This window comes from Streptomyces sp. NPDC051105 (assembly GCF_040682795.1).
GTDB lineage: Bacteria > Actinomycetota > Actinomycetes > Streptomycetales > Streptomycetaceae > Streptomyces.
In genome coordinates this window covers 172115-196993 of the sequence record NZ_JBFBBR010000015.1, presented here as the reverse complement: position 1 = coordinate 196993, position 24879 = coordinate 172115, and the positions used below count along the sequence as shown (strand labels likewise).

General features: G+C 71.3%; 23 protein-coding genes and 1 pseudogene. 12 read left to right on the top strand and 12 right to left on the bottom strand.

Annotated elements, in window-relative coordinates; genetic code table 11:
* Positions 1-109: 109 nt before the first annotated feature.
* Positions 110-1006 (top strand): LysR family transcriptional regulator, encoded by an 897-nt coding sequence (locus tag AB0N16_RS31960; RefSeq protein ID WP_365802760.1) that lies wholly within the window; start codon positions 110-112, stop codon positions 1004-1006.
* On the opposite strand, the gene AB0N16_RS31955 is transcribed toward AB0N16_RS31960, so the two are convergent.
* The 3 genes from AB0N16_RS31955 to AB0N16_RS31945 all read right to left on the bottom strand — a co-directional run bounded on the left by AB0N16_RS31955 (position 1003) and on the right by AB0N16_RS31945 (position 4389).
* Positions 1003-1608, bottom strand: a complete 606-nt coding sequence (locus AB0N16_RS31955) for a TetR family transcriptional regulator (protein ID WP_365802758.1) — start codon at positions 1606-1608, stop codon at positions 1003-1005. The two genes, AB0N16_RS31960 and AB0N16_RS31955, sit on opposite strands and share 4 nt — an antisense overlap.
* Entirely contained in the window at positions 1605-3098 is a 1494-nt protein-coding gene (locus AB0N16_RS31950) for an MFS transporter (RefSeq protein WP_365802756.1), read from the bottom strand. The genes AB0N16_RS31955 and AB0N16_RS31950 overlap by 4 nt, the downstream gene beginning before the upstream one ends.
* Before the next feature lie 97 nt (positions 3099-3195).
* Positions 3196-4389, bottom strand: a complete 1194-nt coding sequence (locus tag AB0N16_RS31945; RefSeq protein WP_365802754.1) for an FAD-dependent monooxygenase — start codon at positions 4387-4389, stop codon at positions 3196-3198.
* 340 nt (positions 4390-4729) lie between these two features.
* Between AB0N16_RS31945 and AB0N16_RS31940 the strand changes: the two genes are divergently transcribed.
* On the top strand, positions 4730-5170 hold the full coding sequence (locus AB0N16_RS31940; RefSeq protein WP_365802752.1) for a tyrosinase cofactor: 441 nt from the start codon (positions 4730-4732) through the stop codon (positions 5168-5170).
* A gap of 26 nt (positions 5171-5196) precedes the next feature.
* Positions 5197-6018, top strand: a complete 822-nt coding sequence (locus AB0N16_RS31935; RefSeq protein WP_365802750.1) for a tyrosinase family protein — start codon at positions 5197-5199, stop codon at positions 6016-6018.
* 68 nt (positions 6019-6086) lie between these two features.
* Here the strand turns inward: AB0N16_RS31935 and AB0N16_RS31930 are convergent, their stop codons facing one another.
* Complete coding sequence (locus tag AB0N16_RS31930) at positions 6087-6788, bottom strand: ribonuclease H (protein WP_365802749.1); 702 nt, start codon at positions 6786-6788, stop codon at positions 6087-6089.
* 47 nt (positions 6789-6835) lie between these two features.
* On the bottom strand, positions 6836-7630 hold the full coding sequence (locus AB0N16_RS31925) for a VOC family protein (RefSeq protein WP_365802747.1): 795 nt from the start codon (positions 7628-7630) through the stop codon (positions 6836-6838).
* A gap of 150 nt (positions 7631-7780) precedes the next feature.
* Between AB0N16_RS31925 and AB0N16_RS31920 the strand changes: the two genes are divergently transcribed.
* From AB0N16_RS31920 to AB0N16_RS31905, 4 genes are all read left to right on the top strand, one after another.
* Positions 7781-8788, top strand: a complete 1008-nt coding sequence (locus AB0N16_RS31920) for a zinc-binding alcohol dehydrogenase family protein (RefSeq protein WP_365802868.1) — start codon at positions 7781-7783, stop codon at positions 8786-8788.
* Positions 8789-9016: 228 nt separating this feature from the next.
* Positions 9017-10459, top strand: a complete 1443-nt coding sequence (locus tag AB0N16_RS31915) for a family 2B encapsulin nanocompartment shell protein (RefSeq protein ID WP_365802745.1) — start codon at positions 9017-9019, stop codon at positions 10457-10459.
* 20 nt (positions 10460-10479) lie between these two features.
* Entirely contained in the window at positions 10480-11532 is a 1053-nt protein-coding gene (locus AB0N16_RS31910) for a family 2 encapsulin nanocompartment cargo protein terpene cyclase (RefSeq protein ID WP_365802743.1), read from the top strand.
* Positions 11533-11582: 50 nt separating this feature from the next.
* Positions 11583-12467, top strand: coding sequence for a geranyl diphosphate 2-C-methyltransferase (locus AB0N16_RS31905; RefSeq protein ID WP_365802741.1), 885 nt, complete (start codon positions 11583-11585; stop codon positions 12465-12467).
* Between the two features lie 60 nt (positions 12468-12527).
* On the opposite strand, the gene AB0N16_RS31900 is transcribed toward AB0N16_RS31905, so the two are convergent.
* Positions 12528-13010 (bottom strand): VOC family protein, encoded by a 483-nt coding sequence (locus tag AB0N16_RS31900; protein WP_365802739.1) that lies wholly within the window; start codon positions 13008-13010, stop codon positions 12528-12530.
* A 284-nt stretch (positions 13011-13294) separates the two neighbouring features.
* Here AB0N16_RS31900 and AB0N16_RS31895 point away from each other — a divergent pair, with 284 nt between their 5' ends.
* Positions 13295-14500: an epoxide hydrolase family protein gene (locus AB0N16_RS31895; protein ID WP_365802737.1), complete on the top strand. Its 1206-nt coding sequence runs from the start codon at positions 13295-13297 to the stop codon at positions 14498-14500.
* Between the two features lie 7 nt (positions 14501-14507).
* Here the strand turns inward: AB0N16_RS31895 and AB0N16_RS31890 are convergent, their stop codons facing one another.
* Complete coding sequence (locus AB0N16_RS31890; RefSeq protein WP_365802735.1) at positions 14508-14867, bottom strand: helix-turn-helix transcriptional regulator; 360 nt, start codon at positions 14865-14867, stop codon at positions 14508-14510.
* 55 nt (positions 14868-14922) lie between these two features.
* On the opposite strand from AB0N16_RS31890, the gene AB0N16_RS31885 reads away from it, so the two are divergent.
* On the top strand, positions 14923-15735 hold the full coding sequence (locus AB0N16_RS31885) for a class I SAM-dependent methyltransferase (protein ID WP_365802733.1): 813 nt from the start codon (positions 14923-14925) through the stop codon (positions 15733-15735).
* Between the two features lie 205 nt (positions 15736-15940).
* Complete coding sequence (locus AB0N16_RS31880; RefSeq protein ID WP_365802731.1) at positions 15941-16828, top strand: RNA polymerase sigma factor SigF; 888 nt, start codon at positions 15941-15943, stop codon at positions 16826-16828.
* Between the two features lie 171 nt (positions 16829-16999).
* On the opposite strand, the gene AB0N16_RS31875 is transcribed toward AB0N16_RS31880, so the two are convergent.
* Positions 17000-17452 (bottom strand): ATP-binding protein, encoded by a 453-nt coding sequence (locus AB0N16_RS31875; protein WP_365802729.1) that lies wholly within the window; start codon positions 17450-17452, stop codon positions 17000-17002.
* Positions 17453-17971: 519 nt separating this feature from the next.
* Positions 17972-19201 (bottom strand): annotated as a pseudogene (locus AB0N16_RS31870) (DUF6777 domain-containing protein); the annotation flags it as partial.
* A 169-nt stretch (positions 19202-19370) separates the two neighbouring features.
* On the opposite strand from AB0N16_RS31870, the gene AB0N16_RS31865 reads away from it, so the two are divergent.
* On the top strand, positions 19371-20669 hold the full coding sequence (locus AB0N16_RS31865; protein ID WP_365802727.1) for a streptophobe family protein: 1299 nt from the start codon (positions 19371-19373) through the stop codon (positions 20667-20669).
* Positions 20670-20672: 3 nt separating this feature from the next.
* On the opposite strand, the gene AB0N16_RS31860 is transcribed toward AB0N16_RS31865, so the two are convergent.
* The 3 genes from AB0N16_RS31860 to AB0N16_RS31850 form a co-directional block, all read right to left on the bottom strand.
* Positions 20673-21287 carry a hypothetical protein gene (locus AB0N16_RS31860; RefSeq protein ID WP_365802725.1) on the bottom strand — a complete coding sequence of 205 codons (615 nt, stop codon included), beginning with the start codon at positions 21285-21287 and terminating at the stop codon, positions 20673-20675.
* 8 nt (positions 21288-21295) lie between these two features.
* Positions 21296-23635 (bottom strand): FHA domain-containing protein, encoded by a 2340-nt coding sequence (locus AB0N16_RS31855; protein WP_365802723.1) that lies wholly within the window; start codon positions 23633-23635, stop codon positions 21296-21298.
* A gap of 93 nt (positions 23636-23728) precedes the next feature.
* Positions 23729-24139 carry a hypothetical protein gene (locus AB0N16_RS31850; RefSeq protein ID WP_365802721.1) on the bottom strand — a complete coding sequence of 137 codons (411 nt, stop codon included), beginning with the start codon at positions 24137-24139 and terminating at the stop codon, positions 23729-23731.
* Between the two features lie 311 nt (positions 24140-24450).
* Here AB0N16_RS31850 and AB0N16_RS31845 point away from each other — a divergent pair, with 311 nt between their 5' ends.
* On the top strand, positions 24451-24834 hold the full coding sequence (locus AB0N16_RS31845) for a nuclear transport factor 2 family protein (RefSeq protein ID WP_365802719.1): 384 nt from the start codon (positions 24451-24453) through the stop codon (positions 24832-24834).
* Positions 24835-24879 lie beyond the last annotated feature (45 nt).

Below are 24879 nucleotides of genomic sequence, written 5' to 3'. Positions count from 1 at the left end.
GGTGGTGCTTCCATCGTTCGGCCGACGGTCGGCTGGTGTCCAAAGCCTCTTTCGGAATGCGCAATGCCTTTCAGGCATCGGTGCAGGTAGCAGGCGCTATCCTGAGGGAATGGCTGATCCGGATTCCGCCCCTGACCTCGATCTGCGGCTCGTCCGGTACTTCACCGTCGTGGCCGAGCAGCGGCACTTCGGACGGGCCGCCGGCGCCCTGCACATCACCCAGCCCGCGCTGAGCCGGCAGGTCCAGCGGCTGGAGCAGGTGCTGGGTGCCCGGCTCTTCGACCGCACCCCGCAGGGCGCCCGGCTCACCGAGGCCGGCGAGGTGTTCCTACCGCGGGCCGGCGCGTTGCTGCGGGCCGCGGGCGAGGCCGCGGCCCTCACCCGGGCCGCCGCCGAGCCCAGCCGGATCACCGTCGGGTACATCAACGGGATCTTCGTCACCCCGGCCGTACGTGATCTGCGCCGCCGCTTCCCGGACGCCGACGTGCGGACCCTGCACCTCGACTGGAACGAGTCGCGCGAGGCCCTGCTGACGGGGCGGGTGGACGCGGTGGTGACCCGGTTGCCGCTGCGCACCGACGAGTTGCGGGTGACGGTCCTCTACGACGAGCCGCGGGTCCTGGTCGTACCGCTGGACCACCGGCTCGCCGGGAAGGAGTCGGTCACGCTCGACGACATCGCCGACGAGCCGCTGCCCCGGGGACAGGATCCCCTCTGGAACGCGTTCTGGCGTGTCGATCCCCGGCCGGACGGCAGCCCGGCGCCCGGTGGTCCGCTGATCGGCGCGGTGGAGGACAAGTTCGAGCATGTCGCCGCCGGGCAGGCCGTGGCGATCGCGCCCCTGGTGCCCGGCGCGACCATCCGCCCCGATCTGACCACGGTCCCGTTGCACGGCGTCGAGCCGAGTCAGGTGGTCCTGGCGACCCGCGCCGGCGACGGCCGCCGGCTGCCGGCCGCCTTCCGCAGGTCGGCCGAGGCGCTGCTGACCGGGCCGGAGCCGGACTAGGGCGTCAACTGGGCCTGGACGCCCGGGCCGTAGCGGTCGGCGAGGTCGTCGATCGCGGAGTCGCGCACCCGTGGGCCGCGGGCGATGCCGTACATCACGCCCAGGCCGATGAGCTGGGCGACGGCCAGTTCCGCGCGCAGTCCGGCGTCGGGGCCGGTGAGCCGGGCGGTGACGCGGTCGACCACCTGGGCACGGAAGTTGGCGCGCAGCACGTCCCCGTGGTCGCCGTGCAGGGGGGCGAAGACGATCCGCAGCAGCGGGTCGGCGCCCCGGTCGCGCTGGCCCTCCAGGACGTGCCGGACCATGTGCCGGCCCAGGTCGTCCAGGGGAGCGTCGAGCAGGGCGGCCGCGTCGGTGTCGAAGGACATCACGCGGGCGAACAGCCCGTCCTTGTTGCCGAAGTACTTGAGGATCAGCGGCGCGCTGACCCCGGCGCGCTCGGCGACGTCCTTGAGGGTGATGTCGGCGTGCGCGTGCCGGGCGAGGAGGTGGCGGGCGGCCTTGAGGATGGCGGCCCTGGTGGCCTCCGCGTCCCGGCGGCCGGGCGCGGGCGCGGGGGTGGTGTCGGTTCCGCTGTCGGGTCGGGTGCTCACGGTACTCATGCTCCCTCCAGCGCGTTGTCCCGGGCGCCCTTGGTGCGGGCCCGGGCGCGCGGGGCGTCGTCCGTGGCCTTGTCGCCGGGTATGGACAGCGCGGCGGCGCCGGCGGCGAGCGCGATGACGCCGGCCATCGCGAACGCCAGCAGATAGCCGTGCAGCGTGGGCATCTGGGCGCCGCCGACGAGGCTGGTGTGATGGGTGAGGACGGCGGCCACGGCGGCGCTGGAGGTGGCCTGGCCGATGGTGCGCATGAGGACGTTGACACCGTTGGCGGAGGCGGTTTGGCTCGCCGGGACGGCCCGCAGGATCAGTGTGGGCAGCGCCGAGTAGGCGAGTGTGGTGCCGGTGGCGACGACGGTGGCGCCCAGGATGATCATCCAGAGGTCGCGGCTGTCGGCGATGCGCACCACGTATCCGCAGGCGATGACCGCGGCGCCGAGGGCGAGGGTGATGCGCGGACCGCGGGAGGCCGAGATCCGGGCGGAGAGCGGCGAGAACAGCAGCATGGTGACGCCGCCGGGGAGCAGGCACAGGCCGGTGGCCACGATGGACAGGCCCAGGCCGTATCCGGTGGCCTTCGGCGCCTGCACCAGCTGGGCGGTGACCAGGGAGTTGGCGTAGAAGGCGAACCCGGTGAGCAGGGCGGCGACATGGGACAGGCCGACCCGCGGCCGGGACACCAGGTGCAGGTCGACCAGCGGCTGCCCGGTGCGCAACTGCTGCCACCACCACAGGGCCAGGACGAGGACGGTGGCGGCGAACAGCCCGAGGACCCGCTGGCTGCCCCAGCCCCACTGGCCGCCCTGGGAGACGCCGAGCAGCAGGCAGGTCAGCCCGACGGCCAGCCCGAGCGCGCCGAGCACGTCGAACCGCCCGGGTTGGCGTACCGGTGACTCCCGGACCGCCCACCACACGGCCGCCACGCCCAGCGCCCCGAGCAGGCTGGTCAGCCAGAACATGGTATGCCAGTCGTAGTACTGCACCACCAGCGCGGCCAGCGGCAGGCCCAACGCGGCGCCGATGCCGACGGTGGAGCTCATCAGCGCCACCGCCGATCCCCGCCGCTCGGGCGGCAGTTCGTCCCGCAGGATGCTGATCGACAGCGGTACGACGGAGGCGGCGGCACCCTGCAGGGCGCGGGCGACGATGAGCACGGTGATGTCGGACGACAGGGCGCACATCACGGATCCGACGGTCATCAGGGTGAGCGCCCCGGTGAGCACCCGGCGCTTGCCGTACATGTCGCCGGCCCGGCCGAGCACCGGGGTGAGGACGGCCCCGGCGAGCAGGGTCGCGGTGACCATCCAGGAGACGGTGCCGGCCGAGGAGTGGGTGAGCTTGGGCAGGTCCGGGAGCAGGGGGACGACCACCGTTTGCATGACGGCCATCAGGATCCCGCCGAAGGCCAGTACCGGGATGGTCAGCCGGTCCCGCAGTCGGGGCGGTGCGGCGGGCGAGCCCGAGGGGCCGACTGTCGGGGCGGGGTGATCCATCGGCGCTCCTGCGGACGGCACAGATAGGAAGGTGAATACGAATTCACCCTATCGAGTGAATGGCCTTTCACCAACTCGTGCCCCCGCCAGCCGGCGCCTACGACCGGGAGTGCAGGGCGCGCGCCGCCCGTGGACCGAGCCACCGCTTGAACCGGCGCAGCACCTCCAGCCGCCCGGCTGCCTTGTCGATGCCGTAGTAGAGCTGCGGCGGAACGTACGGCAGCAGCGGCGAGTGGCGCTGGCCGAGCAGGGCGAACATGCGGTGTGCGGGCAGGTCGATGTAGCGGGGCAGGTTCTCGTACCACCGGGCGCTGAGGCGGGCGGCGCTCTGGGCGGAGAGCAGTTCGGCCTTGCGCCGCCGCTCGTAGGCGGCGAGGGCCTGGGGTCCGGCGCCGTGCTCGCGCAGGGCGCCGGCGAGGCACATCGCGTCCTCCAGGGCGAGGGTGGTACCGGCGCCGATGGAGTAGTGGGTGGTGTGGGCGGCGTCGCCGAGCAGGACGAGGTTGCCGTGGTGCCAGGTGCGGTTGGTGAGGGTGCGGAAGGTGGGCCAGGCGGCCGCCGAGGAGCCGGCGACCAGCGGACGGCCGTCGAGGATGCCGGTGAACAGCTTCTCCAGCAGGGCCAGTTGGTCGGCCTGGTTCAGCGCGTCGAGGCCGAGGCCGGTGCGGGTCTCGGGGGCGCACTCGATGACGCAGGTGCTGTGCCCGTCGTCGTACGGGTAGCCGTAGCACCAGACCCAGCCGTGGTCGGTCTCGGCGAAGGCGAAGGTGAAGGAGTCGAAGACCTTGGTGGTGCCGAGCCAGACGTAGTGGTTGCGACCCTCGGTGACCTCGGCGCCGAAGTCGTCGGCGTGCCGGGTGCGCAGGGCGCTGTGGATGCCGTCGGCGGCGACGACCAGGTCGACCTCGGGAAGGTCGTCGGGCGTGATCTCGCTCTCGAACTCCAGCCGTACGCCCAGGGACCGGGCGCGTGCGGCGAGGATTTCCAGGAGGCGGTGGCGGCCGATGCCGTGGCCCGGGTCGCCGGGCCGCCGGGTCACCTGGTCGCGGACGTAGGCGACGCCCTGGTTCCAGCGCACCGAACTCTCCTCGACGGCGCGTGCCGACTCGGGGTCGCACGCGTGCAGCCGGTCCATCAGGGCTCGCCAGTAGGTGACGCCCCAGCCGTAGGTCGAGCCCTCGGGGTTGCGTTCATGGACGGTGATGTCATGGGACGGGTTCTGCCGCTTGAGCAGGATCGCTAGATACAGGCCGGCGGGCCCGCCTCCGACGCAGACGACCTTCACACACACCCCTGGTTTTCACTGAAAGTGGCCAATTGGCACCGCAGAGTAGCAGCGGTGACGGGTCCGGCCGGGTTTTCGAATCGCGCCAGATTGACGGCGTGAGCCACGGCACCCGGACGGCGGACCCACGCGAAAGATCGACGAAAACGCCTACACCCGGGCAAGGAATTCCCCGTTCCCGTACCGGCGGATCCCCGCCACGGAAAGATCATCTTCGTTCAATCTTGTATGACATGTAGTCAATTGTCCTGATCGCAGCCAACCCGATCCGGGCGATTTCTCCCGCCCGGAAACCGGCGGATAGGCATACGGAGTCACCACCCGCACCCAGTACAGGAGCATCCGTATGCCCGAACTCACCCGCCGTCGCGCGCTCACCGCGGCGGCCGCCCTCGCGGCCGCGGCCGGTGCCCAGACCCTGGTCACCCCCGGCACCCCGGCCGCCGCTCACCCGCAGGAGGGATCCCTCGAACCCTTCGACGAGGTCTACAAGGGGCGCCGGATACAGGGCCGCCCGTCCGGCATGGACGGCATGGACGGCATGGACGGCATGGACGGCATGGGCGGCATGAAGGGCATGGGCGGTAGGGACGGTCACCACCACGGACACGGCACCGGATACGCGGTGTTCGTGGACGGGGCGGAGCTGCACGTCATGCGGAACGCGGACGGCAGCTGGATCAGCGTCGTCAGCCACTACGACCCGGTGCGCACCCCGCGTGCCGCCGCCCGCGCGGCGGTCGACGAGTTGCAGGGCGCCGCGCTGCTGCCGTTCCCCGCCAACTGACCGCCCGCACAAGGAGCACCCCGCACATGACCGTACGCAAGAACCAGGCCCGTCTGTCCGCCGACGAGAAGCGGCGGTTCGTCGCCGCCGTCATCGAACTGAAGCGCAGCGGGCGTTACGACGACTTCGTGCGCACGCACAACGCCTTCATCATGTCCGACACCGACGACTCGGAGCGCACCGGCCATCGTTCGCCGTCGTTCCTGCCCTGGCACCGCAGATTCCTGCTCGACTTCGAGCAGGCGCTGCAGTCGGTGGACTCCTCGGTGGCACTCCCCTACTGGGACTGGAGCGCCGACCGCACCGTCCGTGCCGCGCTGTGGGCGCCGGACTTCCTCGGCGGCACCGGGCGCAGCTCCGACGGGCGGGTGACGGACGGCCCGTTCGCCGCCTCGAGCGGGAACTGGCCGCTCAACGTCCGGGTGGACGGCCGTACTTATCTGCGCAGGTCGCTCGGGACCGGCGTGCGCGAGCTGCCGACCCGGGCCGAGGTCGACTCGGTGCTGGCCATCCCGACGTACGACATGGCGCCCTGGAACAGCGCCTCGGACGGCTTCCGGAACCATCTGGAGGGCTGGCGCGGGGTCAATCTGCACAACCGCGTCCATGTCTGGGTCGGCGGGCAGATGGCCACCGGGGTCTCCCCCAACGACCCGGTGTTCTGGCTGCACCACGCCTTCATCGACAAGCTGTGGGCCGAGTGGCAGCGCCGGCATCCGCAGGCGGTCTATGTGCCGGGCGGCGGGACGCCGGACGTCGTCGACCTGAACGAGACGATGAAGCCGTGGAACGACGTGCGGCCGGCGGACCTGCTCGACCACACGCGGTTCTACACGTTCGACGTCTGAAGGCAGCTGAGGCGGCTGAGACAGCTGACGACGGCGGACAACGGCTGACGACGGCTGACGACGGCCGATCAGGCCTCCGCCGTACGGCACTCCGGGTGGCCCCAGCCCTGCCCGTTCTTCGCGATCGGCTCGCCGGCCGCGTAGGAGCGGCCGCACAGGCAGCGGCCGGCGAACTTGGCCTTGATGGTGCGCGAGGAAGAACCGCCGACGGCGGTCTTGCGGGGCGCCGCCTTGCGGCGCGGCGCCCCGCCGGAGGCGGCGGACGTGGGGGACGGCGGCGGTACCGGGGAGCCGAGGGCGCTGCCCGCGGCTTCCTGGACCGTCGCCGCCTGGCTGGCCGCGCGGTCGGCGAAGTCGTTCAGCGGGTCGCCGTCGACCTGGTGGGCGGGGACGTACCGGAAGTCGACCGTGCGGCCGTCGAGGAGTGCGTCGATGCGGACGACCAGGTCCTGGTTGGCGACCGGCTTGCCCGCCGAGGTCTTCCAGCCGTTGCGCTTCCAGCCGGGCAACCAGGTGGTGACCGCCTTCATCGCGTACTGCGAGTCCATCCGGACCTCGAGCGGCACGTCCGGGTCGACGGCCGTCAACAGCCGTTCCAGTGCGGTCAGTTCGGCCACGTTGTTGGTGGCCCTGCCGAGCGGTCCGGCCTCCCAGCGGGCCGGCGTCGCCTCGTCGTCGGACACCACCCAGGCCCAGCCGGCCGGTCCCGGGTTTCCCTTAGAAGCCCCGTCGCACGCGGCCACCACTCGTTCACGCATGGGCCCGATCATGCCACGGCCGGGCCGCGAGCCCGGCCCTGGCCCCGTGTACGTGCTGGTCAGACGTCCTTGACCTGGGGCTGCTCGCCCTCGGTGGTGGTGATGTCGATCACCGAGAAGTTGGCGCCCTGCGGGTCGGTGAGCGCCGCGAACCTGCCGAAGGGGCTGCTCATCGGACCGAAGCGCAGCACCGCGCCGAGCTTGGTGGCCCTGGCGAGGGCCTCGTCGCAGTCGTCGACGGTGAAGTAGACGTTGATGTACGAGGGCACCTCGGGCGGGAAGTCGTCGGTCATTCCCATCCGGCCGAGAACCGTGTTCCCGCCCACGTCGAACATCCTGAAGTCGACGTTGTCGTCCTCGACCTGCCTGGCCGTGTAGGAGAAGAGGGCGGTGAAGAAGGGGTCGGCCTTCTCTGGCTCGCGGGTGAAGACCTCCGCCCAGCAGTAGGCGCCGGGCACGGCCGTGGCCTCGAAACCCTCGTGGACGCCGCCCTGCCAGATGCCGAACACCGCCCCGCTGGGCTCCCGGGCCAGGCACATCGTGCCGAAGTCGCCGACCTGCATCGGCTCCATCAGCACCTCGCCGCCGTTCTCCCGGATCCGCTCGGCGGCGGCAGCGGCGTCCGGCGAGGCGAAGTACAGACACCACTGCGACTGCCCCTCCTGGCCGGGCATGGGCGGTACGACGGCGACGACGGCCTTGCCGTCCGCGTAGGCCTGGGTGTAGTTGCCGTACTCCGACGTCGACTCGCCGAACGTCCAGCCGAGGACCTCGCCGTAGAAGTTCTTGGCCCCCTCCAGGTCGCTGAACATCGCGTCGGCCCAACAGGGGGTTCCTTCAGGTTGTACCGCCATGGCCGCGACCCTTCCGATCGAGCGGATTCTCCCGCTTCCTCACGCTAGTCATCCGGTTGTCCGCCCGCGCGCCGAACGCCGGACTCCGTCGGACACTGGGGAGGGTGAGCCGGCGGCCTTCGGCGGATGGGGCACGACATGACGGACGCGATGCGGGCGTGGTCGGTGGCGCGGCCCGGACCGGTCGAGGAAAACCCGCTCCGGCTCGTCGAACGTCCGGTGCCGGTGCCCGCGGCCGACGAACTGCTGGTCCGGGTACGTGCCTGCGGGGTGTGCCGAACCGATCTGCATGTCACGGAGGGTGATCTGCCGGTGCACCGGCCCGGGGTGACGCCGGGGCACGAGGTGGTGGGCGTGGTCGCGGGCGTGGGCGCCGAGGTGGCGGACTTCGCGGTGGGCGACCGAGTGGGGGTGGCCTGGCTGCGGCGCACGGACGGGACGTGCGCCTACTGCCGGCGGGGCGCCGAGAACCTGTGCCCGCACTCGGAGTACACCGGCTGGGACGCGGACGGCGGCTACGCCGAGTACACCACCGTGCCGGCGGACTTCACCTACCGGCTGCCGGGCGCCCTCGACGACGTGGCGCTCGCGCCGCTGCTGTGCGCCGGGATCATCGGCTACCGCGCGCTGCGCCGGGCATCGCTTCCGCCGGGCGGTCGGCTCGGCCTGTACGGTTTCGGGGGCAGCGCTCATCTCTGCGCGCAGGTGGCGCTCGCGGAGGGCGCGACGGTACATGTGCTCACCCGGGGTGCCGAGGCCCGGCGGCTGGCCCTGGAGCTGGGCGCGGCCTCGGCCCGGGGCGCCTCCGAGGCGCCGCCCGAGCCGCTGGACAGCGCCGTCCTGTTCGCCCCGGTCGGTGATCTGGTGCCGGTCGCGCTGCGCGCCCTGGACCGGGGCGGGGTGCTGGCGGTCGCGGGCATCCATCTCAGCGACGTACCGACGCTGAACTACGAGCGGGAGCTGTTCTACGAGCGGGAGCTGCGCAGCGTCACCTCCAACACCCGTGCCGACGGGCGGGAGTTCCTGGCCCTGGCCGCGCGGCACCACGTCCACGCGACCACCCACACCTACCCGCTGTCCGAGGCCCCCCGGGCCCTGCGGGACCTGAAGGCCGGGCGCTTCGACGGGGCCGCGGTGCTGGTCAACGACTTTTCCTGAGCCCAACCCGCGACGGACCCGGGCACCGGAGCGGATCACCGGCGCGCGCTCGGGTAACACCACCTTTTCCACCTCGAACACCAGGTTTGCGCAACTAAGGCGCGCAACCGCCCCTTTCGCGCCGTATCCGTAGATCACCACGGCTGTTTGGCTGGTCCTTGCGCAGCGCCACCTCGCACACCACCGACCCTCCGGGTCACCTCTGTTCACCTCTCTGCTGGAGGGAATGTGTCCACACCGGACAGCGTCATCGGTTCCGCCGTCGACGAGCCCGAGCCGGATCCGACCACCGACGGGCAGCTCACCAGTCTGAGCACCCGGGCGGCGCGTCAGCTCGCCACGACCACCAAGTCCGAACCGCAGATGCAGGCCATCACCTCCCGATGGCTGCTGAAGACACTGCCCTGGGTGGACGTCAAAGGCGGCGCCTACCGGGTCAACCGGCGCCTCCAACTGCGCACCGGACGCGGCCGGGTGAGCTTCGAACAGAACGGCGGGGACGACATCCGGGTCATCCCGGGAACCCTCACCGAACTGCCCATCCTGCGGGGTTACGACGACCTGGACGCGCTGACCCAGATCGCCGAGCGGTTCCAGGCCCGCGAAGTGCGCGCCGGGCAGGTGCTGTTCGAGGCCGGCCAGCCGGTCACCGAGACCTACCTGGTCGTGCACGGCCGGTTCATCCGGTTCGCGGCCGGCAAGTACGGCGAGGAGGAGGTCGTCGGGGTCGTCACCGACGGCGACCAGATGGGCGACGAGGCGGTCGGCCAGACCGACCCGCTGTGGCTCACCTCGGTCCGGGCGGAGACGGCCGGCGTGGTGCTGGCGCTGCCCTGGACGGTCGTCGAGGAGGTCATGGACCGGGTGCCGTCGCTGGGCGCGCATCTCCAGGCGTACGTCGACCGGCAGCGGCTGCCGATGAACCGCAAGGGCGAGGCCGGGGTGCCGGTACAGGCCGGCCACCGGGGTGAGCCGACCCTGCCGGGCGGCTTCGTGGACTACGAACTCGCGCCGCGCGAGTACGAGTTGTCGCTCACCCAGACCGTGCTGCGGGTGCACTCCAGGGTCGCCGACCTCTACAACAACCCGATGGACCAGACCCAGCAGCAGCTGCGCCTCACGGTCGAGGAGATCCGTGAGCGCCAGGAGTGGGAGCTGGTCAACAACCGTGAGTTCGGGCTGTTGCACAACATCGACTACGGGCAGCGGATCAGCTCCTTCACCGGCCCGCCGACCCCGGACGACATGGACGAGCTGATCTCCATGCGGCGCAAGACCAAGGTGATCCTGGCGCACCCCAAGGCGATCGCGGCGTTCTTCCGGCAGTGCAACCGGCGCGGACTGGTGCCCCCGAGCGCGAACGTCGACGGGCACGAGATCCCGGCCTGGCGCGGGGTCCCGATCTATCCGTGCAGCAAGATCCCGATCAGTGACGAGCACACCAGCAGCATCATCGCGCTGCGCACCGGCGAGGCCGACCAGGGAGTCGTCGGCCTCTACCAGACCGGGATCCCGGAGGAGTTCCAGCCCGGCCTGAACGTCCGCTTCATGGGCGTCAACGAGCAGGCCATCATCAACTACCTGGTCACCGCCTACTACTCGATGGCCATCCTGGTCCCCGACGCGGCCGGGATCCTGGAGAACGTCCAGCTCGGCCGCACCGCCGACTGACGGCCTGGAGCACAGTCATCATGACCACACCCACCACCTCCTACGTCCTGCCCGGGCCGCCGGACATCGCGCGGAGCATGCGCCCGGCCAGGCGCACCGGGGCGGTCCCCGGACTGCACTACCGGCCGGCCGTACCCGCCGACCCCGCCAAGGCCGCCGAACTCGACCGCCGCCTGGAGGCCTGGGCCCGGGAGCTCGACCTGTTTCCCGAGGCCTGGAAGGGGGACTTCTCGGGCTTCCAGTTCGGCCGGGCCGTCGTACTCCAGCATCCGGGCGGCCTCGACCTGGACCGGCTCACCGTCGCCGGCAAGCTGCTGCTGGCCGAGAACATCGTGGACTCCTGCTACTGCGAGGAGGACGAGGGGCGCGGCGGATCCCGGCGCGGGCTCGGCGGTCCGCTGATCATCGCCCAGTCGGCGCTGGACCCGTACCACGGCATCCCGGAGCTGGAGGAGGAGTGGCGCGAGGGCATCCGGGCCGACGGTCCGCTGCGCTCGTACCACTTCGCCCTGGCGGACTTCTCCGGGTTCGCCACCCCGAGCCAGACCGACCGGTTCGTGCACGACATCGCCCGGCTGCACCTCGGGTACCTGGGCGAGGCCGCATGGATGGAGACGCGGTACCTGCCGCGGGTCTGGGAGTACCTGGTGATGCGGCAGTTCAACAACTTCCGGCCGTGTCTGTCGATCGTCGACGCGGTGGACGGCTACGAACTGCCCGAGCCGCTCTACGCCCGCCCGGAGATCCAGCGGATCACCGCCCTGGCCTGCAACGCGACCACGATCGTCAACGACCTGTACTCCTTCACCAAGGAGCTGGCGAGCGACCCGGACCACCTCAACCTGCCTCAGGTGGTGGCGGCCAACGACCGGCGCGGTCTGAAGGCGGCCTATCTGAAGTCCGTCGACATCCACAACCGGATCATGGCGGCGTTCGAGGAGGAGTCGGCCGCCCTGGCCGCCACCTCGCCGCTGGTCGCACGCTACGCGGAGGGCCTGGCCGCCTGGGTCGCGGGCAACCACGAGTGGCACTCCACCAACACCAACCGCTACCACCTGCCCGACTACTGGTAGCACCGAGCCAAACCGAAACGCCGTCTCAGAAACACTTCGAGGAGCAACTGTTGACCACCGCCCCTGTCACTCGGAAGACCACCACGTCCGCCCCGGTGCCGACCCAGTCCAGGTACCAGAACAGCGTCGCGGAGTACTGGAACGCCGAGGAGAACCCGGTCAACCTCGAACTCGGAAAGATCGACGACCTGTACCACCACCACTACGGCATCGGCGCGGCCGACTGGTCGGTGCTCGACGAGACCGACCCCGAGCTGCGCAAGGAGCGCGTCACCAGCGAGCTGCACCGCCTGGAGCACGCCCAGGCCGAGCTGCTGGCCGCTCGCCTCGGCCCGCTCACCCCCGCCGACCGGGTCTTCGACGCCGGCTGCGGCCGGGGCGGCGGCAGCATCGTGGCGAACCTGCGCTACGGCTGCCACGCCGACGGGGTCACCATCTCCGCCAAGCAGGCCGACTTCGCCAACGGCATGGCCCGCAAGCGGGAGGTCGGTGACAAGGTCCGCTACCACCACCGGAACATGCTGGACACCGGCTTCGAGACGGGCGCGTACGCGGCCTCCTGGAACAACGAGTCCACGATGTACGTCGAGCTGGAGCTGCTCTTCGCCGAGCACGCCCGGCTGCTGCGCCGCGGCGGACGCTATGTCACGATCACCGGCTGCTACAACAACGCCTACGGGCAGGCCTCGCGCGAGGTATCCCTGATCAACGCCCACTACATCTGCGACATCCACCCGCGGTCGGAGTACTTCCGGGCGATGGCGAACAACCGGCTGGTGCCGGTCCACGTGGAGGACCTCACCGAGACGGCCATCCCCTACTGGGAACTGCGCAAGCAGGCCGAGCACCTGGTGACGGGGATCGAGGACGCCTTCCTCACCGCGTACAAGAACGGCAGCTTCCAGTACCTGCTGATCGTGGCCGACCGGGTCTGACCCGGCGAGGCGCAGGCGCGGGGCGGTGTCCGGGGACACCGCCCCGCGTCGCCATGCGGGTCACTCGCCGGCGTACGCCTTCTTCAGCGCGGCGATGTCGAGCTTGCCCATCGCGTACATCGCCCGCGTGGTGCGGGCCGCCTTCTCCGGGTCGCTGTCGCCGATCATCTCGATCAGCCCCTCCGGGATGACCTGCCAGGACACGCCGTACCTGTCCTTGAGCCAGCCGCACGGTCCGGGCTCGCCGCCGTTCTCGGTGAGCTTGGTCCAGTAGTAGTCGACCTCCTCCTGGCCGTCGCAGTAGATCTGGAAGGAGATCGCCTCGGTGAACTTGAACTGCGGGCCGCCGTTGATGGCGACGAACTTCTGCCCGTTGGCGGTGAAGTCGACGGCCAGCACGGAGCCCGGCTCCCCCGGTCCGGCCTCGTTGTAGCGGCCGACCTTCCCGATGCTGGAGTTCTTGAAGATGGACACGTAGTGGTGGGCGGCCTCTTCGGCCTGGCCGTCGAACCAGAGACACGTGGTGAATCCGTCGGTGGTCATGGGCACCTCCTGGGAGCGGGAAACGCGGTCATGTGTACCGACCCCTGCTCGTCGAGAAACTCATCGGTGATCGCACCCCGTCAGGGGCGCGGGGCTGTGCCGCATATGCGGCTCCGCCGCGTGGCCGCGACCAGCCTCCACCGAGCCGCAGACGACCGACGACCGACGACCGACGACCGACGACCGACGACCGACGACCCCGTGCAACTAGTGCTGCGAGGGAAAGGTTCACCGGCTCGCGACGTCCGGCAGACCTTTCCGGTCACACCACTAGCATCCCGACCATGACCTCTTCGTCGCCGGTTGTCCGTCCCTTCCGTATCTCGATCCCCCAGACCGACCTCCACGACCTCCACGACCGCCTCGACCGCACTCGCTGGCCGGCCGAGCTGCCCGGCGCCGGCTGGGAGTACGGCGTACCGACGCCGTACCTGCGAGAACTCGCGGACTACTGGCGCCACGAGTACGACTGGCGGGCCGCCGAAGCGGAACTCAACGCGTGGCCGCAGTTCACGACGACGATCGACGGCACCCTCGTCCACTTCGCCCACGTCCGCTCCCCCGAGCCGGACGCCACCCCGCTGGTCATCACCCACGGCTGGCCGGGCTCGATCGTGGAGTTCCTGGATGTGGTCGGCCCGCTCACGGATCCGGCCGCACACGGCGGGGATCCGGCCGACGCCTTCCATGTGGTGGTGCCGAGCGTCCCTGGTTTCGGTTTCTCCGGTCCGACCGCGGAGCCCGGCTGGGAGGCGGGACGGGTCGCGGACGCCTGGGCCGAGCTGATGGCGCGGCTGGGCTACCAGCGGTTCGGTGCGCAGGGCGGTGACTGGGGCGCGGCGATCACCCGTGAGCTGGGCCGCGCCCACCCCGAACGGGTGATCGGCGTGCACCTCAATCTGCTGCCGGGCGCCCAGCAGGCCACCGAGCCCACCGCCGGGGAACTGGCCGCGCTCGACCCCGAGGAGCAGGCGAACACCCTTGACTCGTGGCGCCGCTGGGCCGCCTGGTCCCGGGAGAGCACGGGGTACGCGATCCTGCAGAGCACCCGCCCGCACACCCCCGGCTACGCGCTCACGGACTCGCCCGTCGGGCAACTCGCCTGGATCGTCGAGAAGTTCCGGGAGTGGACAGACTCCGAGGAGCTGCCGGAGGAGGCGGTGGCCCGGGACCGGCTGCTGACGAACGTGATGCTGTACTGGCTGACCGGCACGGCCGCCTCGTCCGCCCGCATCTACTACGAGCGGGCGCACGCCACCGGCACCCGCGCCACCGCGCCCTCCCAGCCGTCGACGGCACCGACCGCCCTCGCCCTGTTCCCGGCCGAACCCCAGCGTCCCCTGCGGCACAAGGCGGACCGCACGGAGAACATCGTGCGCTGGACGGAGTTCGACCGGGGCGGGCACTTCCCGGCGATGGAGGAGCCGGACCTGCTGGTGGGCGACGTCCGGGCGTTCTTCCGGCAGCTGCGGGAGCAGGGCGGGCGCTGAGCGGCTGTCAGGCGACCAGGCACAGCCCGTTGTAGGGGCCGGGCACGGTCCGGCCGACAGCGGTCTTACGGTCGAACTCGGACTGGACCAGGGACAGCAGGCCGCCGAGGTCGAGGCCGAGGGCGTGGGCGGCGGCCGCGAGGACCTCGGAAGAGGCCTCCTTGCGGCCGCGCTCGATCTCCGAGAGATACGGCATGGAGATCCGGGCCGCCTCGGCGACGTCCTTGAGGGTGCGCTCCTGGTCCAGCCGCTCCCGCCGCAGGACGTCTCCGACCAGGTCGCGCCAGAGGGGTTCCCTGGGCTTCGGGGCCGGCTTCTGCGGGCGCAGGGGGATGACACGGGCGTCGTTCGGCGATTGGCTGCTCACCCCCACAGCCTAAAAGCAGTGGCACCCTGTGGCACGGTATCGGCATTCTCCCTGCATGGAAGCGCTGGAGTTCATGGGAACGGGTCCGGAACTGCGGGACACCTTCGACCAGGACGCGGAGCGGTACCAGCGCGCTCGGCCCGGCTATCCCCCTGCCCTGATCGAGGAACTGAGCCGGGTCACGGGCGCCGGCCCGGGTGTCCGCATCCTGGAGATCGCTCCGGGCACCGGCCAGCTCACCGTCGACCTCGCCCGGTCCGGCTGTGCGATCACGGCCGTGGAGCTGGGCCCGTCCCTGGCCGCCGTGGCCCGCCGGCAACTGGCCGCGTTCCCCGCGGTGGACGTCGTGACCGCGGACTTCGAGCGGTGGGAACTGCCGCCGGAACCGTTCGACGCGGTGGTGTGCGCGACCGCGTTCCACTGGATCGACCCGGCGGTGCGGGTACCCAGGGCGGCCCGGGCGCTGCGCCCCGGCGGACTGCTCGCCGTGGTCGTCACCCACCATGTGGCGGGCGGCACGGAGGACTTCTTCGCCGACGCCCAGGACTGCTACGAGCGTTGGGACCCGGCCACACCGCCGGGACTGCGGCTGACCCACGAGTCGGAGATCGCCACCGACACGGCCGAGTTCACCGGCTCCCCCTACTTCACGGACGTCACCGTGCACGGGCACGGCCAGGAGATCACCTACACGACCGACGCCTACCTGGACGTACTCCTCACCTACTCCAACCACCGCGCCCTGCCCGAGGCCGCCCGAAAGGGGTTGCTGGCCGGTATCCGGGAACTCATCGACTCGCGGTACGGCGGTACGGTCACCAAGCGGTACTGGCACGAGTTGATCACGGCCGCACGCGTCGGAGTGTGATCAGCTCTCCGCCGACCGTCACCGGCTTTTTTCCGCCACACCGGTGGACGGTGCGCATGCGGTGCGTCACCCCGGGTACCCGTCCGTCAAGCACGCATGGGACGCCCGACAGCGGGTAACCGGGCCAGGGTGATCAACTGGGCAGGGCCGGCAGGACACAGGCCACAGTGGCCGAGCCGAACCGTGACGTTCGTGGGGAGAGGGAATGAATACCGCCGGGATCCGGTCGGAAGCAGTGAACACCGCGCAGTCCGCCGAGGAGTGCATGACGGAGGGGGAACTGCCCGAGATCGAGGACCCGAAGGCGGTCGCCCCACGTGACGCACGGGCCCTGTCCCGCCAGTTCTTCCAGCGGCTCGGTGAGCTGGAGGAGGGCACGCCGGAGTTCCAGTACGCCCGCAACACGCTCATCGAGATGAACATGTCGCTGGTGCGGTTCGCGGCCGGACGGTTCCGCAACCGGGGCGACGACATGGAGGACATCGTCCAGACCGGGATGATCGGCCTGATCAAGGCCATCGACCGGTTCGAGCTGTCGCGCGAGGTCGAGTTCACCTCCTTCGCGCTGCCGTACATCGTGGGCGAGATCAAGCGGTTCTTCCGGGACACCACCTGGGCCGTGCACGTCCCGCGCCGGCTCCAGGAGCTGCGGGTCGAGCTGGCCAAGGCCCGCGAGGAACTCTCCAGCCGCCTCGACCGGGAACCGACGGTCGCCGAACTCGCGACGCTGATGAACCTGTCCGAGGACGAGGTGGTCGAGGGCCAGCTGGCCTCCAACGGCTACAACTCCTCCTCCCTGGACGCCGCGCTCACCGGGGACGGCCCCGACGGCGGCGAGTCCGTGCTCGCGGACTTCATCGGCGTCGAGGAGGACGGGCTGCGGCTCGTCGAGGACTTCCACTCGCTGGCTCCGCTCATGGCCGAGCTGAGCGAACGGGACCGGGAGATCATCCATCTGCGGTTCGTGGAGGAGGCCACCCAGGCGGAGATCGGCGAGCGGCTCGGCTGCTCCCAGATGCATGTCTCCCGCCTCATCAAGCGGATCATCGCGCGCCTGCGTCAGGGGATGCTGGGCGAGCTCGGCTGCGCCTGACGGCGGGACTCATGGGCGCTGCCCCACACCGGCGCCTGGGGCAGCGCCCGTGGTGATCCCGCGTCCGGTCGACCCGATGTCCGGCATCCGTGGTCCTGACCCGAGGCCCTGAACCGATGTCCGGCATCCGTGTTCCGGGCACTCGTGTTCGGTGCGAGGTTCGGTGCCAGTTCAGTGCGAGAGAGGTACCAGCGCGCGGACCAGCTTGCCGACCGGCACCCGCTCGGCGGTGACCTCCGCGGCCAGGGCGTGCACGATCTCCAGGCCGTGCCGGCCGACCCGCTCGGGATCCCGGGGAAAGCGCCTAGGCAGGGCGGCACTGCTGTCGTACACGGAGACCAGGACCGCGCTGTCCGTACCCTCCAGTTCAAGGATGTACGGTCCGTTGCTGTGCCGGTCGGCGTTGGTGATCAGCTCGCTCACCACCAGGAGCAGCTCACCATCGGCCCCGGGGCCGATCGTGGCGCACCACTCGGTCCTCAGCTGCTCCAGGAAGCGGGCCGCGAAGTCCCGCGCCTCGGCGATGCAGCCCGGTTCACCGGTGTAGTGCGCTGTCCGCCGCAGCGGCTCCACGGGTACGTCGAAGCCAGTCGGTATCACTGCCCCGCCCAGGTGTTCGATCATGCGTGTCTCTCCAGGAGGCCGGTCACGGCCCGGTCGCTGTTGCAACAGTGCTCGTACCCCCAGTGTCGTCCGGCAGTCCCCGGGGTGTTCGCCAACCGCGCAGAAAAAGCGTCGCGCCGGTCACACCGCCGGGGAACCGGGACCTTCGGGTTCCAGGGGCGCGGGGGGAGCCGAGCTGGGCGGGACCTGCGGGGACACCGGGGCGGCGGAGGACACCGCGGACTCGGGGCCGGGCGACGCCGGGGAGGGCGGGCCCACTGACCTGGGCGATTCCGGCGCCGGCGACTCCGGCACCGGCGCTTCGGACTTCGGCACTTCGGTCTTGGGTGACTCGGTCTTGGGTGACTCGGTCCTGGGCGACTCGGTCCTGGGCGACTCGGTCTTCGGCGACTCCGTCTTCGGCGACTCGGACTTGGGCGCCTCGGACCGCGGGGACTCCGTCTTGGGCGACTCCGTCCCGGGGGATTCGGACTTCGGGGATTCGGTCTTCGGGGATTCGGTCTTCGGGGATTCGGACTTCGGAAGCTCCGACGAAGACGAAGGGGAGGACGGCGACTCGGACGAGGGCGGCTTCGAGGACGGCGGTTGCGAGGACGGCACGTTCGACGACGGGGACTTCGAGGCGGTGCCGGGGCTGGACGGCCCCGACGGACCGGTGGAGGTCGGCGGGCACGGCGTGGCACCCGGGCTCCCGGTCCTGCCGGGGGTGGGCGCACAGCCGTGGTGGACCGGCGGGTTCATGGGGTTCGGATTGGCCGGGGGCTTCGCCGGGCGGTCCTCGTGCCCGGTGTGGTCACCACGGTGCCGGCCAAACCAGTCGTCGTGCCGGTGATCGAAGAGGACGAAGACGTTCACGATCCGCACGGCGGGTGCGACGACGACCACGTTCGAGGGCCGGTACCCGGACCAGGCGGTGCCCCTGGTCCTCGGGGTGTTCTTCTGCGCGACCGGCGGGGTCAGCGGGTTGCCGCAGGCGCAGCGCACCCGGGGCACCCCGTGGGCGTCGACCAGCACGGCGGTGCCCGTCTGGAGGACGGACTGGTACGTGGTCGAGCCGCCGTCGCGGTAGCCGTGGGCGCTGACCCGGGTGTCCGCCCGCAGCTGTACGGAGGTGAGGGAGCGCAGGTAGGCGGGGACGCCGGAGGGGCGCACGCCGACCTGCGCGGCGAAGGCGTTGTTGCGCGAGGGCGAAGCCTGGAAGTAGCCGATCTGTTTCTCGATGTCGCAGCTGCCGCTGTTCTTCGTGCCGCTGTAGAGGCCGGGTGCTCCACCGTCCACTCCGCGCACCTCGTTCGTCGGCACCGCCGACCCGGCCGAGGCGGCCGAGGCGGCCGGTCCGACGGGTGCGGAGGATGCCGGTCCGACGGGTGCGGAGGATGCCGGTCCGACGGGTGCGGAGGATGCCGGTGTGACCGAGCTCTTCGTCGCGCTGGACTCGGTGAACGGGTCCTGCCCGGAGCTGTTGGCGGCCTGGAGGAAAACCTCGCCGCCCTTCCCGGAACCGCCACCCGGACGGGTGAGGACGACGGCCAGGGCCGCGGCGACCACGACGGCGGTGGTGAGCATCGCGATCCGGGGCGCGGACCTCCACCACGGCTGGCGCGGCTGTCCGCCCCGGCTGCCGCCGCCTCCGCCGCCTCCGCCGCCGGGTGGCTGCGAGGGCGGGCCGGGAGGCGGGCCGGAGGGCCCGGACAGCGGGCCGGAGGGAGGTCCTGTGGGGCGGCCGGATGACGGCGGTTCGATGCTCACGCTCATCTCCCCGTTGCGATGGACGGCACTCGCGATAAACAGCTTTTGCGAGAAATGCCTCATTCGATGCACAACGAGCCCAATGTGCGCCGGTCCCGTACCGTCCGCAAGCCGACGCGTACGGTCCACCCGGCGGGCGGGGTACCGAGGTGTTGCTTAGCGTGACAGCGTGAGCCCGCGAATCGCCTCGGCGCGGCCGGTGACCGCCGCGGCCGGCCGGACCGTCGCCCGGCACGGCTGGCTGCCAGCCCTGGCCGTGGTGGTGGCCGCGTTGGTCGGCATGGCGGTGCCGGCGGCCGTGGGGCTGTGGGTGGCGGGCGCGTCGGACCTGCCGAGCGGCGCCTTTCTCCCGGTGGTTCTCGCGACCGTGGTGACGGCCGTCGGCGGCACCGTCGAGCTGTCGGGCGACGCGGGCGACCTGGCCCGGACGAACGCCGGGCTGACCGTCGTACCGCTGTCGGTGACGCTGGTCGGGGCGCTGGTCGTGGCCGGGGGCTTCTTGCGGCCGCTGCGGCACCGGGCCGTGGCCGGCGCCCGGGAGCTGGCCGGCTGGGCGGCCCGGATCGCGGTGCTGTGGCTGCTCGCGCTGATCGGGCTCGCACTCGGTGCCCGGCACACCTTCGCCGTGAACGTGGGCAGCGGCACGCTCAGTGACGTCACCGATCTGCTGGACGCCGCGCCGACGGTGGGCTTCACGACGGATGTGCCCCTCAGTCTCGTGTTCGGGCTGCTGTGGCTGGCCGGGGTCCTGCTGCTGGCGCTGCTGGTGTCGCGCGGGGCGCCACTGCCGGGACGGCTGCTGCGCTTCCAGGCGTCGGTGCGCCCGGCGGCGTTCGCCATGGTCGTGTTCGTGCTGGCCTACGTCGGTCTGGCCCTGGTGGTCGCGCTGGTCGCGCTGGTGACGCGCGGGCACGCCGAGGAGACCCTCGCGATGATCCTGCTCGGGCTGCCCAACCTGGCGTGGCTGGCGCTCACGCTCGGTCTCGGCGCCACCTGGAAGGGCCGGGTCGACGGCCCATTCGGGCTGCCGGTGCCGCACGTCCTCACCGAGGTGCTGCGCACCCCGGACGTCTCGACCCTGAACCTCAGTACGATCACCGCCCACGACGGCCGGTGGTGGTGGCTGGTGTGGGTGGCCGCGGTGCTGCTGCTGGCGGCCGCGTTCCTGATGGCGGTGCGCTCACCGGCCCGGGTCCGCGCCTGGCGGCACGCCCTGCGTCTGGCGATCGCGCTCGCGCTGACGATGCTGACGCTCTGCCTCACCGGCCGGGTCTCCGCCCACTACGGCCTCTCCCTGCTCGGCATCGGCGACCTGGGCGGCGGTCTCTCCGGCGAGCTGCTGCTGAGGCCGCAGCTGTGGTCGGCGGTGGGCCTGGGCGCACTGTGGGGTCTGGCCGCCGGGTACCTGGGCGCGCTGCTGGCCGGCCCGGTGCGCCGGCGGGGCGAGGTGACGGCCGACAGGTCCTGAGACCTACCGCTCCCGCTCACCGTCCGGGGTGACCACCCGGGTCGGACTGTGACCGGGACCAGCGCCGCCCGGCTCAGCCCGGTCGGCGAGGTGCCGGTCGGTGAGATGCCGATCGGTGAACTCGCCGTCGGTGACGCCCCGGTCGGCGAGGTAGGTCGACAGCCGCCGCCCGTCGCAGTAGAGCCAGCACCCCTCGGCGGGGTCGTACAGCCACATGGACTCCCCGTCGACCACCAGGCCGATGCGCAGCCCGTGGGTACGGCCCCGGAAGGACTCGCCGTCGAGGCCGCCGCCGGCCAGGTCCTCGACCGCGTCCCGATAGTCGGCGAGGGCCTGCGCGGCGCGGGCCAGCAGGGGGCGCGGGTCGGTGGCTTCGGCGGACGGACCGCCGGTCAGGGGCGGGTCGCGGGGTACGGCGACGAGGTAGCGGCCGTCGACCCAGGCGGCCCAGCCGTTGGCACAGCTGATGTGCGCCCAGTCGCCGCGCCGATCCACGAGTTGCACCGGCAGCAGCGGGTCCAGGGGCACGGTCGGCCGGGCGGGGTCGGGGGCCTCCCAGGCGGGCATGCCGTCGGCCGGGACGACGTGGGTGGGCCGGAACCCTGGGCTCGTGGTCATCGTGTCGCCTACTTCCGCATCACGGCCGGTTCGTGCCGGCGCAGCAGCCGGGAGAGGAGACAGCCGAAGACGGCGGACAGCACCACCAGCATGACCATGTTGCGCAGCCAGACGCCCGCCGAGTGCCGGAAGAACGGGTCGGCGGTGAGCCTGCCCGGCACGATCCGGTGCAGTTCGACGGTGCCGGCCATGGCACCGAGCGCCCATCGCGAGGGCACCAGCCAGGCAAGCTGTTCGAGTCCGGGCACGCCGTCCAGCTTCAGCAGGGTTCCGCAGAAGACGACCTGGACGACGGTGAGCAGCACCAGCAGCGGCATCGTCACCTCCTCCTTGCGGACCAGCGCGGAGATCAGCAGGCCGAGCATCATCGCGGTGAACGAGAGCACGGCCACGGCGACGGTGATTTCCAGCAGGGGAGGCATCAACACCCCTCCGCCGCCGGGCGCGTTGAGGTCGACGCCGGCCAGACCCACCTGGGTGAGCACGATCGCCTGGAGCACGGTGAGGGCACCGAGGACGACGACCTTCGACATCACGTACGCCGATCTGGGCAGGCCGACGGCTCTCTCGCGCTGGTAGATGACGCGCTCCTTGACCAGCTCGCGCACGGCGTTGGCCGCGCCGGTCAGCACCCCGCCCACGCAGAGGGTGAGCAGCGCGTTGGTCGCGGTGTCGAAGGTGAGCTTGTTGCCGGCGACGGCCCGGGCCATCGCGCCCATGACGAACGGCAGTCCGATCATGATGGCGAGGAAGGTCCGGTCGGCGAGGAGGGCGGCGGTGTAGCGGCGGACCAGGGTCGAGAACTGGGCTCCCCAGCTGCGCGGGCGCGGCGGCGGGGGCGCGGCGACCGGGCCGGTGCGCGGCACGACGGGCTGCGCGCTGGAGTTCACGATGTACTTCCGGTGGTACGACGACGCGCGGAACTCCCCCGCCCAGTCCCGGCCGGTGTCCCGCTCGAACGCCTCGAAGGCCTCGGGCCACTCGTCGAAGCCGAAGAAGCCGAGGGCGTCGCCGGGCGGGCCGAAGTAGGCGGTCCGGCCGCCCGGCGCAAGGACCAGGAGGCGGTCGCAGGCGTCGAGGCTGAGCACGCTGTGGGTGACGACGATGACGGTACGGCCGTCGTCGGCCAGGCCGCGCAGCATGTTCATCACCGAGCGGTCCATGCCCGGGTCGAGTCCGGAGGTCGGCTCGTCGAGGAAGAGCAGGGAGGGCTTCGTCAGCAGCTCCAGAGCGACGCTGACCCGCTTGCGCTGCCCGCCGGAGAGGCTGTGCACGGGCTGCTCGGCGCGCTGTTCGAGGCCGAGTTCCCGGATGACCTCCTCGACCCGTTCCCGCCGCTCGGCCTTCGCGGTGTCCTCGGGGAAGCGCAGTTCGGCGGCGTAGGTGAGGGCGCTGCGGACGGTCAGCTGGACGTGCAGGATGTCGTCCTGCGGGACCAGGCCGATGCGCTGGCGCAGTTCGGCGTAGTCGCGGTAGAGGTCGCGGCCGTCGTAGAGGACGGTGCCGTGCTCGGCGGGGCGCTGGCCGGTGAGGGCGCCGAGCAGGGTGGACTTGCCGGCGCCGCTCGGTCCGACCACGGCGAGCAGGCACTTCTCGCCGACCGGGAAGGAGACGTGGTCGAGCAGGATCTTGCGGCCGTGGTCGACGGCGACGGTGAGCTCCTGGACGTCGAGGGAGACCTCGCCGGTGTCGACGTACTCCTGCAGCTGGCCGTCGACCAGGCAGAACGCCGAGTGGCCGATGCCGACGACGTCCCGGGGGCCGAGGGGGGCGCGGCTGACGGTGCGGCCGTTGAGGTAGGTGCCGTTGTGGCTGTCGAGGTCGACGATCTCGTAGCTGCCGTCGGGGTGGGCGCGCAGTTCGGCGTGGTGGCGGGAGACGACCAGGTCGTCGACGACGACGTCGTTGTCGGTGGCGCGGCCGATGCGGATGGTGCGGGCGTGCAGCCGTCGTACCGAGGACGGCTGCCGGAAGGTGCCGGTGCGGCTCGGCATGGAGACGGAGGAGGGGCGGTCCGGGGCGGGCGGCGCGCGGCCGACGAGGACGGCGCTCGGCCCGTCGGCGGGGCTGCCGAAGCGGATGACCGTGCCGGGGCCCACTTCCCCTTCGCGGATGCGGCGGCCGTCGGCGTAGGTGCCGTTGGTGCTCTGCTCGTCCTCGAGGGTCCAGTGGCCGTCCGCGGGCCGCAGCACCGCGTGGTGCCAGGAGACCCGGGAGTCGTCGATAACGATGTCGCTGTACGGGTCACGCCCGACGTGGTAGTCGCGGCCCGGGCTCATCACCGTGGAGCCCGTGTCGGTCTCCAGGACGAGTTCGGGCGCCGTCGAGGTGACCGGCCGCTCCGCCATGGCCAGAATTCTACAGATCTGTCAGCTTATACGCCCGGCCACGGCCTCCGATCGCGACCTGACCACGGCCGCCCGGCCGGCGACTGTCACGTGTCAGGCCACGGGGACGACGAGGGCGGGGATGGTGCGCTGCATACGGAGGGCGTCGACGGACTCGGCGAGCAGTTCGTACTCGGTGGTGTCGTCCTGGACGGCGATCCGCACCAGCCGTCCGCCGGCCAGTTCGTCGGCGACGAGTTCCTGCCGGGCCGCGTCCGCACACCAGAGGCGGAGCAGACCGGGTACGTCCGATACGGTCTCCCCCACCGGGACGAGAGCCCCCTGTGGATATCTGGGGTTCTCGGGTAAGGGATCCAGCCGTTCCGCGATCCAGGAGGCCCGGTCCCGTAACCACCACAGCGCCAGGGCCAGCGTCGGCGCACGGTAGGTGCCGAGCGGAACGCCGATGCGCTGCCCGCCGCAGATGCCGTATGCCGTGACATGGCACAGGAATTCGTCGTGCACGATCACTCCCCCGTAGCTCGCCGGTGTGCCGTCGCGGCCGGTTTTCCGTGCGGCTCCTGTGCGGTGAAGTGCTCCTGACATTCGAGTATGTTCACTTTCGAAACACTGTCACCACACCTTTCCGGCCAGTCTCTTGGCATATTCCCCCTACGAATTGGCCGGAATGCGCCAGCTGTACGGCGTCGCCTTCATTACCCGAGGGGTAATCGACCCGTCACGCGGATCCGGGCATGGTGGTGTCAACGGATCGCCGCAAGTCGCGATCCACCGCCCTGACCAGCAGTGACACCTTCGATGGAGGCTGATTCGCCATGTCCGTGAACACCGACCGTTACCAGACCGCCGCCGCCCGCTACTTCGAGGCCTGGAACGCCACCGAGCCCGAGGCGCTGACCAAGGCGGTCGCCGAGGCCTGGGCCCCGGAGGGCACCTACACCGACCCGCTCGCCGCGGTCTCCGGGCACGCCCAGATCACGGCCGTGATCGCCGCGGCGCACGAGCAGTTCCCGGGTTTCGTGTTCCGTCCGCTCGGGGCCGTCGACGGCCACCACGACACCGCGCGCTTCGCCTGGGAGCTGGTGAACGAGACCGACGGCTCGGCACCGGTGGCCGGTTTTGACGTGGTCACGCTCAGCGAGGACGGCCGGATCCGGCAGGTGCTGGGCTTCCTGGACCGGGTGCCCACCGGGGCCTGAGCCGGCGTCCGCGATGAGTTCCCGCGCTCGCGGCGGTCTCCCGCG